General features: G+C 46.2%; 10 protein-coding genes. 1 reads left to right on the forward strand and 9 read right to left on the reverse strand.

Annotation, left to right across the window (positions count from 1 at the left end; all coding sequences use genetic code 11):
* Positions 1 to 2: 2 nt before the first annotated feature.
* From ACQCV8_RS02370 to ACQCV8_RS02410, 9 genes are all read right to left on the reverse strand, one after another.
* Positions 3 to 770 carry a glycosyltransferase family 2 protein gene (locus ACQCV8_RS02370; RefSeq protein WP_426842935.1) on the reverse strand — a complete coding sequence of 256 codons (768 nt, stop codon included), beginning with the start codon at positions 768 to 770 and terminating at the stop codon, positions 3 to 5.
* Between the two features lies 1 nt (position 771).
* Positions 772 to 1,875 carry a glycosyltransferase gene (locus ACQCV8_RS02375; protein ID WP_426842936.1) on the reverse strand — a complete coding sequence of 368 codons (1,104 nt, stop codon included), beginning with the start codon at positions 1,873 to 1,875 and terminating at the stop codon, positions 772 to 774.
* A 12-nt stretch (positions 1,876 to 1,887) separates the two neighbouring features.
* Complete coding sequence (locus ACQCV8_RS02380) at positions 1,888 to 3,006, reverse strand: glycosyltransferase (RefSeq protein WP_426842937.1); 1,119 nt, start codon at positions 3,004 to 3,006, stop codon at positions 1,888 to 1,890.
* 130 nt (positions 3,007 to 3,136) lie between these two features.
* Positions 3,137 to 4,060 (reverse strand): NAD-dependent epimerase/dehydratase family protein, encoded by a 924-nt coding sequence (locus ACQCV8_RS02385; RefSeq protein ID WP_426843356.1) that lies wholly within the window; start codon positions 4,058 to 4,060, stop codon positions 3,137 to 3,139.
* Between the two features lie 24 nt (positions 4,061 to 4,084).
* Positions 4,085 to 4,834 carry a sugar transferase gene (locus tag ACQCV8_RS02390; RefSeq protein WP_426842938.1) on the reverse strand — a complete coding sequence of 250 codons (750 nt, stop codon included), beginning with the start codon at positions 4,832 to 4,834 and terminating at the stop codon, positions 4,085 to 4,087.
* A 497-nt stretch (positions 4,835 to 5,331) separates the two neighbouring features.
* On the reverse strand, positions 5,332 to 6,129 hold the full coding sequence (locus ACQCV8_RS02395) for an SGNH/GDSL hydrolase family protein (protein WP_426842939.1): 798 nt from the start codon (positions 6,127 to 6,129) through the stop codon (positions 5,332 to 5,334).
* Between the two features lie 819 nt (positions 6,130 to 6,948).
* Complete coding sequence (locus tag ACQCV8_RS02400; protein WP_426842940.1) at positions 6,949 to 7,899, reverse strand: hypothetical protein; 951 nt, start codon at positions 7,897 to 7,899, stop codon at positions 6,949 to 6,951.
* Positions 7,900 to 8,125: 226 nt separating this feature from the next.
* The gene (locus ACQCV8_RS02405) at positions 8,126 to 8,458 is read right to left on the reverse strand and encodes a hypothetical protein (protein ID WP_426842941.1); all 333 of its coding nucleotides are present in this window, start codon (positions 8,456 to 8,458) and stop codon (positions 8,126 to 8,128) included.
* A 210-nt stretch (positions 8,459 to 8,668) separates the two neighbouring features.
* Positions 8,669 to 13,027 carry a lamin tail domain-containing protein gene (locus ACQCV8_RS02410; protein WP_426842942.1) on the reverse strand — a complete coding sequence of 1,453 codons (4,359 nt, stop codon included), beginning with the start codon at positions 13,025 to 13,027 and terminating at the stop codon, positions 8,669 to 8,671.
* Positions 13,028 to 13,367: 340 nt separating this feature from the next.
* Between ACQCV8_RS02410 and ACQCV8_RS02415 the strand changes: the two genes are divergently transcribed.
* Entirely contained in the window at positions 13,368 to 14,306 is a 939-nt protein-coding gene (locus ACQCV8_RS02415) for an LCP family protein (RefSeq protein WP_426842943.1), read from the forward strand.
* Positions 14,307 to 14,531 lie beyond the last annotated feature (225 nt).

The following is a 14,531-nucleotide window of genomic DNA, read 5'->3' on the forward strand; positions in this document are numbered from 1 at the left end:
CCTTAGCTTTTTCTATTTAAATAGGTTTTCTTGACGGCATTCCAGGCATACCCTGCAAAACAGACGGCTGAATACGGAAGGCTCAGTTTTTCTACTTCTCTGTAAACCTTCCATGTCTGTTTCGCGGCTTTCACTTTATTGCTGGAGATGGATCCCGGAACGAGCCTGTAAGAAGCAAGCGTTTCCTGCAGACCATGTGCCGTTATTCCTTTTTTCAAAATGGACAGCCAGAGAGCAAAATCCTGTCTCGTCCGGATATTCGGCATTTGAATTGGACCGGTTTTTTCCAGATTCACTACCGCTGTCAAGCAGCCGATGATCGTGTTTTTCAGCAGTCCATGGTAGCCGATGCTGTCAGGAATTTCCACTACCTGATTCAGCCTCCCGCCATCCTCTTTCATCAGCTCGTATTTAGTATACGTAAACGCATAATCGTTCTCTTCCATAAATCGGATTTGCTTATCCAGCTTTTCCGGGTGCCATAAATCATCACTGTCGAGGAACGCTGCGTATTTTCCCTTCGCCATCCTGAGCGCAGTGTTTCTAGCCACGGCTGCCCCGCTGTTTTCATCCAGCTCAATCAGCTGAATGCGGGAATCCGCTCCGGCAAATTCCCTGATATAGTCTCTGGAATGATCGGTGGAGCAGTCATCGACGATCAGCATCTCCCAGTGGCTGTACGTTTGGGCCTGTACAGAACGAATCGTGTCCCCGATGGTTTTCGTACTGTTATAGGAAGGCGTGATCACGGATACAAGCGGTTTTTCCACGCTACCTCACCCTTCCTGCCAACGTGCGTTCATAAATATCAGACATGAGCTCTGCATTTTCTTCCCAGCGGTAGAGAGATAAAACGTGCTCTCTTCCTTTTCTTCCCATATCCCGGCCCAGAACCGGATCTTCCATGAACAGCTTCATTTTTTCTGCCAAAGCTGTGCTGTCTTTTGTTGGCACGATAAAGCCGGTCTCTCCATCCTTTACCACCTCAGGAAGACCGCCGACATTCGCCACAACGACCGGAACCTCGCACGCCTGTGCTTCCACAGCAGCTACACCGAAGCTTTCACTGTCCAGAGTGGAAGGAACAAAAAAGACATCAAAGGAATTAATGAGCTCAGGCACTTTTGCATGCGGAACCCTCCCGTGGAATACGGTCTGACCATCAATTTTTAGAGATTTCGCCAGCTCCTGATATTCCTCAAGCTTTGGGCCGGGTCCGACAATTTCAAGCTTTGTCATTTCAAACGCTTCAGGAGGAACCATCTGTTTCAGCTCTGCATAGCCCTCCAGCAGGTAGCGGATCCCGTACTTTTCAGCCATCGTTTTCACAATCCCGAATGTAACGATCTCATTTGGTTTCCGGTCAGGGAGCGGCTTGAATTTTTCCATATCCACGCCGAATGGGGTGACATCAATAGGCTTGTTTGTATACTGCGCCGTCACTTCTTTCATGACGTGGCTTGTGGACCCGATAACATCCGCTTTGCCGAGCGCATACTTGACCATGTATGTATTCAGCTTTCCTTCTTTCGGAAAATCGTAAATATCCATACCCCATACTGAAATCATATAAGGGTGGAAGTTGGCCATTGCGCCGACAAGGCCATAGCTTGAAACATAATGACTATGAAGAATATCCGGGCGAAAGCTTTTAAGCTGCTGTTTGATTTCAGGCACGGTCAGAAAATAGGAAAGCTTGTTTGAAAACTTCAGCTTTAAATAATGTGTTTGGACATTGGGCCACATGGTACGGTCCTCGTGATCCGTGTGGCTGTCAAAACTGATATTCAGGACTTGATAGCCCTTGCTGTTGTAAAAATCCAGCCACTTTTTTGTATGAACATTATTTGCCGGAGCTAAAATGGCAATCTTCATTTCTTTCACCTCTTATTTGCGGGCCGCTGTCAGATCATGAGCAACCTTCTGAACCCTTGCATCCCAGCTGTTTTTTTCAAATGCATGCTCTTGAATGGAACGAACCAGTTCCTGATAAATTTCAGGCTTTAAGGCCTGCTTAACCGCTTCTGCGAAATCTTCCTTTGTAACGGCGGCAGTCACGCCAAAATGATTGTCCTCAATAAATCGTGATTGTGCGTCGCAATTCGTCGCGACAATGGGGAGGCTGTAGGACAAATATTCAAATAATTTTACCGGCATGGCAAAATCATGATACGTATTTTTTCTGTAAGGAATCAATGCCAAATCTGCCGTTTTGTATACTTCATGGAGCGCATCACCGGACAAGTGCTGAATGCTGATCCAGGGTTCATCCTTAAATTTCTGCACTTCAGGATATTTTTCAAATTCAAAATCCCGGCAGATGAATTGCAGTTTTACGTTTACGGCATCATGATTCAGAATCCTGAAGGCTTCAAGCATATTCAGTATGCCGGCAGTATCCGTGATTCCCCCGACATAAATCGCTGTCGGAACTTCCGGGAGTTCGTGGTTTCTGGATGTTGCATGTCCCATTCCGGGAGGAAGCTCATCAAAATCCTTTTCCCATTGAACAAAGCGGTTCATTTCCAGTGACGGAAGGTACAGCTTCTCTAATACTTTATGATACGTGCTTAACTCTTTTCTGTAAATATTTCTCATGACAGGAGTGAGCGCTTTTTTACGGAATGGCGGCACATACATATCGTCAAACTGCCAGTAAACATCCCGATAAAAGCAGCCAATCGCTACTCCGTTATCTTTTAGTTTTTTCCAAAAAGGATAATCCAATCCAACCGCCCGGGGAACGTGGTCCTTATCTGTCAGCCAGTAGGGCATTGTGCTCGTTTCCATGTAGCAGAATTGTGCATCCTTCACATCGTGATTTTCCAAGTACTCCCGGATTCGTTCTTTCCGGGCACGGGACTGGCCGGAGATGACAACAATTTTAAGGTTTTCCCTTTCTCCAAAGCGCGTAAAGGCCTCTACCATCCGTTTCGGGCGGACACCCGATCCGCTTCTTGGGTTTGTTTGAAGCTCATATGGAAAATAGACAATGGCGTGTTTCATGAGAATCTCCTCTATAGGTTAGTTTAACGGCTTGTTGACCTGCCGGCAGATATTTTTCCATAAAAAAATCTCCCGCTTCGCAATCCATTTAACCTGGTTTATGCGAATGGCAGCGGGAGATTTCGATCCATCATTTTGATGCACTTTTATAAAATTCCAGAGTGTTGGCAAGACCCTGTGGAAGCGTAACCTCAGCATTCCAGTCCAGGGCCAAAATGGTGTCGCTGTTGGATAGCACGCTATCCCTTATATCACCGCTGCGTTCTTCTTTGTAGACCGGATCAAGGCTGTTTCCGGAAATTTCGTTCATAAGGAAAAACAGTTCATTCACCGTAATTTTGTCCGCCGAGGATACATTTAAAATCCTGTTATCCCCGCTCGTTAATGCTTTCACATTCGCTTTCGCAACATCGCCTACATAGACAAAGTCGCGCGTCTGTTCTCCATCACCAAAAATAAACGGTGCCTCTCCCCGTCCAAACGCCTCGGCAAAAATGGCAATAACGCCGCCTTCTCCAAGCGCATCTTGGCGCGGGCCGTATACGTTGCCGTAGCGGAGAATCGTAAAATCAATTCCATAAAGGATTTGCGCCATTTGAAGATATTTTTCTACAGCGAATTTGGACACGCCGTATGGAGCCATCGGCTTCGTCTCATGGTTTACGTCAACAGGAAGATACTCCGGATTTCCGTAAACGGCTGCCGAAGAAGCAAATACAATTTTGCGGACCCCGTGCTTCTTAGCACTTTCAATCACATGAAGAGAGCCCCTTATATTGATTTCCTCATCTGTAAAAGGATTTTCAATCGATCTGGGAACACTCACCTGCGCCGCCTGATGAATGATCGCTTCAGGCTGAAACTGTTCGACTGCCGCATCAAATTCCGGAGAATTAATGCTGCCTACAATATACTGTGCTTCTTTATTGACGTTTTGTTCTTTCCCTGTGCTCAGATCATCCACAACCATTACGTCGTGCTGCTCCTGCACCAATAGGTCTACAATATGCGAGCCGATAAATCCGCAGCCGCCTGTTACCAAAACTTTCATAATTGAGGGAATCCTCCTAGACAGATCTTACCTAGCGCCTTCACCAGTAAAGATAACACGTATTGTTTTGAAAATAATTTTCAGATCAAGTACAAGACTCATGTTGGAAATGTAGTACAAATCATGCTGCAGTTTTTCCTTTGGAGTTATATCGTAGCCTCCGTTCACCTGTGCCCACCCGGTTAACCCGGGCTTAACAGCAAGGCGATGAGCGAATCCTGGAATTTCACGTTCAAAAGCCTCTGCAAACATCGGGCGCTCAGGTCTTGGACCGATCAGGCTCATGTCCCCTCTCAGTACATTGTAAAACTGAGGCAGCTCATCGATGCGCGTTTTTCTGATGAAAGCTCCGATTTTCGTCACGCGGGGATCATTTTTAGATGCCCACTGCGCTCCGTTTTTTTCTGCGTCCGTCCTCATGGAACGAAGCTTGATTACGTTAAATTTATGTCCCTTTAATCCGACGCGCTCCTGAAAGAACAGCGCCGCACCCGGGGATTCCAACTTGATTGCAAGCATGGTTATGAGTACGATGGGTGCTGAGAATATAAGACCGATTATTGCTAAAAAAATATCCGTCAAACGTTTGCCATATTCGTTATATGCTGTCTTTTTCGGGTTAATTTCTGCTGTTTGTGCGTAGGCAACGGATTGATACTTACGATACAAATTGGATTCTGCCCGATTAATCGCCACCAAAATCACCTCTAAATTTCTTTCGGCTAACTTTATAAATTTTTGTGTCAAGTTTGAAGCTTGGTTCATGAATTCACTCATAAGAACAATATCACTTGTTAAAAAAAAGGTCAATAAAATTCAGATTGAGGACATACTGTGCAATGAAACGTTCATAGACTGGACAAAATTAAAGGATCTGTACTGAAATGTGCAGCGCCCATAAAGCATGGACAAACCGCATCCTTTAGCAGTATACCCGGCTTTTGGTACTTGCAGTAATCTGCCTTTATTGTTTGAGTAAATCCAGCACTTAATGCGCCCGTTTTAAAGAGAACTCTGCATTAATCTGGATAACTGAAAGCAAGCGGGCCCAGCCACGCAAACATAAGGCTTCCTTGCCATACATATACATATGACGAACTGTTTCTGAAATGGTTGCATATGCCAGGTAAATTTTTTGTAAAGGAATGTGGGAATTTTCCCTTAAAATGATTCGCCGGTCTATTCGCTTTTGCGAGCACCGTTTTCTAAATTTTTTTTGAGGTGCGCCGCTAAGCTTCTTTACCCATCCTATCGAATTTCCTAAACCCGCCTGATTATTTTTTGCTAATAAATACTTTCGCCAGGTATTCAGCCCAGGCACTATGCCCCTTAGAAGAAGGTCCATTCCCGTCTTCCTGCAGGTAAGCAGCCATCTCCTCAGAATCACCCGCCGGCCAGTTTCCCCAGTGGTTTAAAAAGGCATATCCTGCTTTATCCGCAAACTCCTGAAGCTGCTCCACTTCTTTTGGATAATAAATGGCATTCTGCAGAGGATAGGAAGGCTGGAGCATAATCACGGCATCCTTGCTTTGACTGCGGATCCCCTCAATCATCACAGAAAGGTTATCGAAGGTATTCTGAATGCCAACCTCTCCATTATCCTCAAGGATGAACGGCTCAAATAACAGAAGATCCGGCTTCGCTTCTGCTGCCTTGCTGTAAAGTTTTTCCCCGATTACCTCTTTGGACGTCTTATCCTTAATAAAAATAGTCTCGATCTCCAATAAGCCTGACGGGTACTCCGCTTTGATCTGTTCTGTAAACTGATTGGCCCAGGAATCCTTCTCGCCATAGGCAGTATCCGAACCGAACAGAACGAGCTTTGCCGGCTTCCCTGTCTTTTCCGCCTGAACGATTGCCTTAGCAGCGGCAGGAGGCAGGTTTTTCGTTAAACCTTCCGCTTCCCCCATCGCGTTTGCAGCCGGCTGATCAGCAGCTGGTGCGGTTTCAGCCAATGCTTTCCCCGAAACAGCCGATGTCTGACTTTCTATTTTTTCATTCCAATATAGTTTTCCTGCTGTAATTCCGCTGATTGATACGAGCGCAGTAAGAACGACCGCTGTCTTTTTCAAAGCATTTCCTCCATAGTCAAAGTAACTTTTGATAGTATACTACAAAACGTGGAAATATTGGGGAATTTGTCGAACATTTTACACGTATTTACAATGGGTGGGGGAGGCGGGTCTGGTGTAGGGGATTGGTTTGGTAGGGGAATGAACTTGGGGGCGGGGTGGTTTACTGGCGGAGGCGGGGGGAGAGAGCTTGGGGGCGGGGATTACTGGCGGGGTCTGTCCCGCACTGTGATAAAGGACTAAAGCTCCGGTACCATCCCGTCTATCCCTTGTGCCACAGAGCTTTCAAAGCACTCGCCTCTGGCCCGCACTGCTTTAAAGCGTTAAGGACCAGGCACCGTGCCTGGCCCCACTTTCGCTGCCGTACTAAAGCTCCGGCACCGGATCTGCCGCCCCTTGCTGCATAAGGTCTCGTTACGTCATGTCTCTGTCCCCCACCTCTTTACAGCGGTGAAGCTCCGGCACCCGCCCGCTCTACCTGGTATTAAAAGGTGGCGATGCTGGTGCCTCCGACCCCCGTTACGGTAAAGCATCTGGGGTCAGAGGCAGAAGCTGGTTGTCCTTACTCTCTCAGCTGTTTTGATGGCATGGGGACGGAGAAGGGCTAGTAGACATAATTGGGGTCGGAGGCTGCCTCCGACCCGGATTTTCTGCCATTTCGGGGACAGAGGGGTGATCATGTCATCCCTTGTCGTTTATGAGTTCAACCAGAGCGGGGACAGAGGTTTAGTGCTTTAGCATAGCAAGGGACGGAGGCAAGAAGTGCGTTTCAAAATAAAAGTGCTCAGAGCATAAACTCTGAGCACTTTGATCCTGTCCTTATTTCCCGTTGATGATTTCCCTCAATTGGACTTCATCTTCGTTCAAATCATTTAGGATTTGTTCTGGCAGCGGCTTGTACACGCCTGTTTTTTTCAGGTCCTCTGCTTTTTTCTTCAGAGCATCCAATTCAGGCAGCCGGGCTTTTGCTTTATCTTTCTGAGCCTGCTCTGATGACTGGGCCAGTTTGAACAATTCGCTCATGAGACGGTAGCGGGAGATTTCGTACATGGAACGGGCGATTTCTTTTTTGCCGGGCTGAATGTAGGCTTCCAGCAGCTGGTTTCGCGTCGTTCTTCCTGAAACGTAGCCGATTCGCTTGTCTGTTTCACTTATGTGCTTTTTCAGGTAATCATACATATTATTGGCATAATAAATGCTCTTGTCCTGATCAATTAAAATTCTGTAGCCGTCAATGTAGGTAGAGGTATATTCACCTTCCACTACCGCTTCTTTTTTGAGCAGGGAATTGGTGATTTCCGGGTCGAGGGCTGGCAGGTTTGCTGATTTTTTCACTTCAGCTGTACGTCTTTTCAGCCGGTCCAAAACGCCGAGATCCTGATCAATTTTGTAATCGGGCGTGTAAATTCTCGTCTCCATTTTTTCCAGCAGACGGTATTGAGAGATCTCGTATGTTGTTTTATCCCTTGCAGCTTTAGCAGGGCTGATGTACTTTGTCAAAAGAGCCTGGCGCCTGCTTGCCCCTGAGACTTTTCCAATTAAAATTTCCGTCGATTTGATGGCGTTCAGTACTCCATTGTACTGACTGTCAATGACAGACATTTTTTTCGTTCCAATGGCTTGCTCATAAGCTTTTGTTTTTGCGGCCAAAGCGTTTCCGCTTTTGTCAGCCTGGACATAAGCCTGTGATGCAGCAACGGCGGCCGGGGCGGTATGGAATGCACTGATCAGCATAAACGTTCCGATTCCTGCCAGTAAAACTTTCTTCATTTTGTTCCTCCTATTGTGCTGTTATCTTTCTCACCGTAAGCTTGTTCTACCTTAAAGTATATAGGGGAATCGTCCCTTTTTACAGGGTAGAATTTCCTTTCATGAAAAACTTTACGTATTTTTTACGAAAAGACTGGTTACAGCGTCTGCTACAATCAAAGCCCCCTGTCCTCGCTGCTCTTAGCTCGGAGTCTCAGCCTTCCGCTCCACTCAACAGGTGTAAAAATTAATACTGCGCTTTAATAATTCCATAATTTACCTTACTGTTTTCAAGAGACGTTTTCCCTGAGGGCTTGACGATATAACAGCTCAAACCTGAAACCCTCTGTACGAGCCTTCCCCCCGCCTTTTGATGGGCAGTCGCAGAGATTGGTGTTTTGTATTTGATCATGAGCGTGTGCTGATCAAAGGGTTCTGATTGGTCTTTCGTTTTTACACTCTGGCTGCCGGCAAGCATTTCTTTAAGGGCGGTCTCTGTTTTTGGCCCTTTTTCCGCTGCTGCAGCAGAAGCTCCCGGCAAAGCCCCGATCATCAATACGGCTGCCATTACCATGCTCATGATTTTTCTATGGCTTCTTCACACTGTTACCCCCGGCATCTCATATGTGGAATATAATTCCACTAATGTAAATACGACGGACCCGGTCTATTTCCTTTCCCAAAAAAGCTATTTTTTATGCGACAATATATGAGAAAAATTTCCCGGGGAATGGAGATTGTGGTCACAAAAAGTCGGAGTGCAGGTAATCCTGCACTCCGGTGGCTCGCCTTATTTTTTCTTAAAGCTCCAGATGTCTGAAATGGTTCTGCCCGTATACCGGTCCCGTACTTCCGCATACCAGGAGTACTCTGATCCGGCCCTTAATCCATTCCACTTCACTGATGCCATGCCCCCGCTTTTGATTTTTTGTTTTTTACCGATCCGCTCATCCGTGAAAATGTTTACGGCGAAATAATCGGTTGCTACGCGTTTTTCCATTGGGGACAGATCCAGGTTTAACGTGAATTCATCTTTATTCGGGAAATCTTCAGGGTTATAAAAATTGTAATCATCCAAATAAGGAGAATACGTATTGACGATAATCCGGTTGTCATCTGCATCAAAGTGCAGCAGCCTCATATACCCTTGGCCGCCCTCTGGACCGGATTGATAGTCTGCAAGGATTTGCGGCACAGACCGGTCCGGTTTCCCGTCCCCATTGTCATCAATTTCATCGGTGTAAACCCGGCTCTCATGGTAGTGGCCGCTCAGCACCGCGATCACATTTTGATTTGGAACAACGATTTCCTGGAAAAGCTTTTCTCCCAGAGGGTGTCTGGTTCCGGTTGCCATTAAATACTCATGGAAATTAAGAATGGCTTTCCGGTCTGGATGCTCGCTCAGCACCTTATTCATCCAGGCAATGCTTTCATCATCCACGCCCCAGCCCATATACACCATGATGTAGTCATTTCCATTCGCAGAGATTAAATCATAGTGCCCTTTATTGTTTTGGTAGGATTCACCATAATGCGGCTGGTCTTTAAATCGGTTTTCACCAAAGTATTTCCCGTATTGGCTGTAGTCACTTGTTTTGTGATCAACATCGTGATTGCCTGCCAGGACCCCGTATGGAACGTTCGCATCCTCGAGCGTTTTCATATATTGATCGGCTGCTTTCCACTGGTAATCCTGGTTCGCCATATTGACGAGATCCCCGGTGTGAAAAACGTACTTAATTTTCATTTCTTCTTTTTTGTCTGCAATCCACTTTGTCTGTGAATCGTAAATGTGCGGATAGGTTTCTGAATAATACTGTGTATCCGATATCCAGACAAACGTATAATCATAGTCATCAGAGGAGGCTGGGATTTCATCCTGAATCATCACGTTAATTTTGCTGTCCTTTACGAAATCAGCGGCAGCCGCCTCTCCTTTAAGCTCAAAATCCTCTTTTCCTGCAATGGTCCCGTCAATGACAGACCAATGGGAAATGGAATGGTTCCAGGCGTACATCGTCACTTTACGGCCTTCCAGAGAATGTCCTTCCCACGAAAGCTCAATCCGGTCATTCTCATCGACGCTGCTATCCACTTTCACATCAAAGCGGTGATACGGAAACTCGGTGCTCGAGTCTGTTGTCACATATTGATTGTCATTCTTTTCTGTGAGTGCTCTCTCCTGATCAGTAAACGCTTTTTCCCCTTCCGGTACCTGGGTGGCAGGCGGCTCTGTTTCGGCTGTGTTTTTATAAGCGTTTACTTGCCCCTTTAGGCTCGCGTCATAGCGGAAACCTTTCAAAAAGGACACCGTTAAGTCATCACCTGTTGGATCCGAGGCCTGAACGGTCAGAATCGGATCACTCTTACCTTTTTCATTCATTTTCGGACTGATCAGGCGTGGCTGATTCGGGTTTTCAGCCGCTGTCTCAAAACGGATCGTCTGTTCTGCGGCATTCCCCGCTTTATCAGCTGCTTTAATATACAGGGTATGGTCTCCCGGTTCCATCTTTGAGGCAGATGCCTTTTGAGGAAGCTCAATGATTTTGCCATCCAATTTCACTTCTGTTTTGCTGATGCCGGAAAGCTTGTCTTTGACCCGCGCATCCAATTTAAATGAACCTTTGTATTCTTTTCCTTCTATTATAGTAGGTTTTATCTCGGGAGCCGTATTATCCACGATGACGTTTCGCGTAAAGGACTGTTTTTCATCCTTTACCGTCAGCTGGTGTTTGCCGTCCTTTACTTCTCCGGTATTCCATATGTAGGAGCTCGCCTGAAGGTGCTCATCCTTCAAATCAAAATGAAAATCCATCATTTTTGAGCCGCCTGCGCCATCTCCAATATTTACATTCTGATCCGGATCGGGGTGGGCAGGGTCATGAATAATTGTTCCGTCTCTAAGAATGAGCCGAGGATGCTTCATATCAAAATCGTCCCTGTTTTCAAGCGAGTCCATATCAAACGGGGTCGCCTTCGTCCCTGAACGGACAGTGATGACGTTGTCTCCGGCCTTAAGACGGCTCGGGTCTACCGGCACATATATGGTCTGCCAGTTCATAATAAAATCATCAAAAATGCGGAGGACATCGTCACCCATCGTAATCCCGTTTTGGAAAAACGTATTAACGTTGTTTACCTCAAAGGCAAAATAAGCTTCATGCTCAAGAGAGGGGGCTGCCTTCGCTGCAAAAGGATTTCCGTCCAACAAAAGCTGTCCACCCCGGGGAGCTGTCCTCAGAACTCGTTCCCCTGCTGCAAATTCCCCTTCTTTCAAGTTCATCCTTAGAGGGGATGAATCTAACGTGCTGGTAATCTTAACTGTGACCGGCTCGGTTTCAATTTCATTTTTCCCATCCGATACAACGAAATAATATTCAAGGGACTTTTTCCCGATTAGATCAGGAGAATAGACGGTATGGTGAAATAATGTATCATTGTAATCCTGCTTGATGATTTTTTCTTTGAATTCGCCGCTGTCTGTTCTCACATACAGCTTTACCGACTTCACTTCCTGGTCATCCAGCGCTTCTGCAGTAATCTTGAAATCCTTTAACTCGTCCGTTTCTGTTCGCTTTGTCAAATCCTCAATGGCCGGATTCTCTTGGTCATCCTTTATTTGCACAGGTGTAGACGGCACCTGGTAGGAACTGACCTTTCCGGGAGTGGCCGCTTCCTTCCCGGCGTTCACCTTAAGCTGTGTTTTAGATCCGTCCTGCGGAAACGTATAATTGATTCCTTTATCCGTCACCGGATCCAGCACATTTGGAACATCGTTGTAATACGCCACATTCACTTCCCTGCCGGCATTCGTGGCCACGACCAGTCCTCTCATTAACGTGTTGGACATGCCGTCGCTGTAAACCTTCACCAGCTCTTCATTTTCTTTAAGCGAACTCCCGTAATTCCGGTTAAAATCCGCTGTGGTTTTATCCCCGTTGGAGGAATTGATGATCCAGAACGTCAGCGTTTTTCCGGAAGGAATGACCACATCATCCGGAATAGACGGCCAGACGACATCTGTCGCCGCTTCGGCACCGGAACGATACTGAAGCTTATAGTTTTTGAAATTCACATCTTCGTTTGTATTGTTATAGACTTCAATGAATTCATAGCCATCTGCCGCTCCCGTATTCGATGAATTCGGGACCGCCTCCGTTATAAGCAGCGGAGGAACATTTTCAGGCTTGCCTTTTACCGGCTCTATCGCAACCGGGAACTCTTTTGTCTTCTCGGTGTTTTGCCCGTCGCTTGCTTCTATGTAGTACGTCATATCCGACACAGCTTCCATTCCCGGGATCTCGCCCTTGTATTCAGCCGGAGAACCCTGAGAGGCTTTCATCGGAACGGTTGAAAAATCAGACTGATCGGTCCGTTTATAATGGACCTGCACCTGAGCAACCTTTTGGTCATCTGTAACCTCAGCCTGAACCGGCACAGGCGAAAAAGCTTTGCCGCCGGAAACTGGCTCATGCTTAATTTCAGGCGGTACGGAATCACTTTTCGTTTCCTTTAGTGCCTGCTCCTCATCTATTGCACCCGGTGTTGGAGCAGCCAGACGTTTATAGGTTTTCATTGCTGTGCCTGATTCTGGTGCTCTGAAATGGACATCAAGCCCCGCATCACTTATATCATCCATTGTATAAGAAGCGGATACGACTGAATCATCTCCGTCCTTGATTAAAAGGCCTCTGTCTCCTCCATTGTAAAATCCGGCAAATCCTTCTGTGAACGGAATCAGCTCATCCGCCGTGAGACGGACGCCGTACTGCTTATTAAAATCCTCTGCCGTTTTGCCGCCATTGTTGAACCATAGAACAGCGGATTTCCCAGGATCAATAACCTGATCAGGAATAGGAATTTCTTTGTCGCTTGCGGGGGTCTTTGTATACTGATAGATAAAGGTAAATTGAGATAAATCAATCGGAGCGTCTGTCGGATTATGCAGTTCGAAAAATTCATAGGAATCAGCCCCTGCATTATTTGGGGATATTTCTGTAATCAGCAGATGAGACGCCTTAGCCGGCTGGCCCATCGTACGGTTAAATGCTTCTGCCGTAAGGTTAAAAAAGGAAGAAAGGAAACCAAAGCCGTTTAATAACAGAAAGATCGCTATCGAACCAATCCAGATCGCTGCATGTTTTCTCATACGTGCCTCCCGGTAGAAATAGTTAACATCATTTTACAAAACTGATGCTAAGCCATAACGGGGAGTTCTTTAAGGGTTCATTAATTTTCAGCGAAGGAACTTATTAGAAAAATTTACAATTTTCTTCTTGATTTCTGTTTGATATGTGAAACATTTCCTAGTCTCCATCCGTCTATATATACAGGACGAGAGAATCTGCAAACCTTCCTTTTAAGAATAATATTTTTAAAAAAGATAGACTTTTTCCTCAAATTATGTCAAAATTCTTTCAGTTACACTAACAATTCTATCCATTTATTCTATTGGACTGCATATATTTTAGAAACGAGGGCGAAAGTGATTGAGAACACAACAAAAGAAAAAGAAAAAAACCTGGCTGTGGGTGACGCTTTCTGTAATTGGTGTATTGCTGATCGGTTCAGCGCTGTATTTAGGCTATTTAATCAAACGGACGAACGATACAGTATCCGTCATTCAGGAAAAGGTAGACATCGAAAGTCTCGAGCCTCCTGCAGACCTGGCCAAAAAAGAACCCATTTCCATACTCCTGATGGGAGTGGATGAAAGACAAGGCGATGTCGGCCGCTCGGACTCCCTTATCTATATGACCGTAAACCCAAATAAAAAAGAAATGCACATGGTCAGCATCCCGCGGGATACGCGGACAGAAATCATCGGCCATAATACGACAGACAAAATCAATCACGCTTATGCGTTCGGCGGAACAAAAATGGCCATTGAAACCGTGCAGAACTTCCTCGGCGTCAATGTCGATTATTTTGTAAAAGTAAACATGGAGAGCTTCAAACAAATTGTCGACGCAGTCGGTGGCGTTGAAATTAATAACCACCTCGCATTCGAATACGAAGGCGAATCCTTCCAGGAAGGACCGACTCAGCTGGACGGGGAATCAGCACTCAAATACTCCAGAATGCGTTATGAAGATCCGGCAGGAGACACAGGCCGCCAGCTGCGTCAGCGAAAAATTATTGAAGCGGTCATCGCAAAAGGAGCCAACATTCAATCCATCAATAAATTCAGCGACATGCTTGGAGTTGTCGAAAACAACGTGAAAACGAACCTTTCCTTTGACGACATGTGGAGCATGGTCTCAAACTACCGCGAAGCAAGCGGAACAATGGTTCAGCACACAATTGAAGGCAATGGAACGAAAATCGATGGCATCTGGTACCTTGAGGTGCCTGAAGAGAACCGCAACGCCATCACAGACAAACTAAAGGCCAGCCTGGAGATTGCTCCAAGCACAGCCAGCAAATGAGAACCCGGATGAACCGGGTTTTTTTCTTTGGAGCGGGGCAGGCTGCAGGGGGGGAGTTTAAATTTTTTTAGGTTCAATGTCTGACATTGGGAAGCGGCTGCATCGGACACCTTTGAAACATGATGCTGGGAAGCGGCTGCATCGGACACCTTTGGAACATGATACCGGGAAGCGGCTGCCTCCGTCCCCCGCTCTGCTAAAGCACTAAACCTCTGGCACCATATT

The sequence above is a fragment of the Metabacillus sp. 84 genome, from assembly GCF_050107715.1.
GTDB lineage: Bacteria > Bacillota > Bacilli > Bacillales > Bacillaceae > Metabacillus_B.

Excerpts from the sequence above, each read along its gene's own strand:
- ACQCV8_RS02390 (WP_426842938.1), bottom strand. The coding sequence starts at position 4,834 with ATGAGTGAATTCATGAACCAAGCTTCAAACTTGACACAAAAATTTATA.
- ACQCV8_RS02380 (WP_426842937.1), bottom strand. The coding sequence starts at position 3,006 with ATGAAACACGCCATTGTCTATTTTCCATATGAGCTTCAAACAAACCCA.
- ACQCV8_RS02405 (WP_426842941.1), bottom strand. The coding sequence starts at position 8,458 with ATGAGCATGGTAATGGCAGCCGTATTGATGATCGGGGCTTTGCCGGGA.
- ACQCV8_RS02375 (WP_426842936.1), bottom strand. The coding sequence starts at position 1,875 with ATGAAGATTGCCATTTTAGCTCCGGCAAATAATGTTCATACAAAAAAG.
- ACQCV8_RS02410 (WP_426842942.1), bottom strand. The coding sequence starts at position 13,027 with ATGAGAAAACATGCAGCGATCTGGATTGGTTCGATAGCGATCTTTCTG.
- ACQCV8_RS02400 (WP_426842940.1), bottom strand. The coding sequence starts at position 7,899 with ATGAAGAAAGTTTTACTGGCAGGAATCGGAACGTTTATGCTGATCAGT.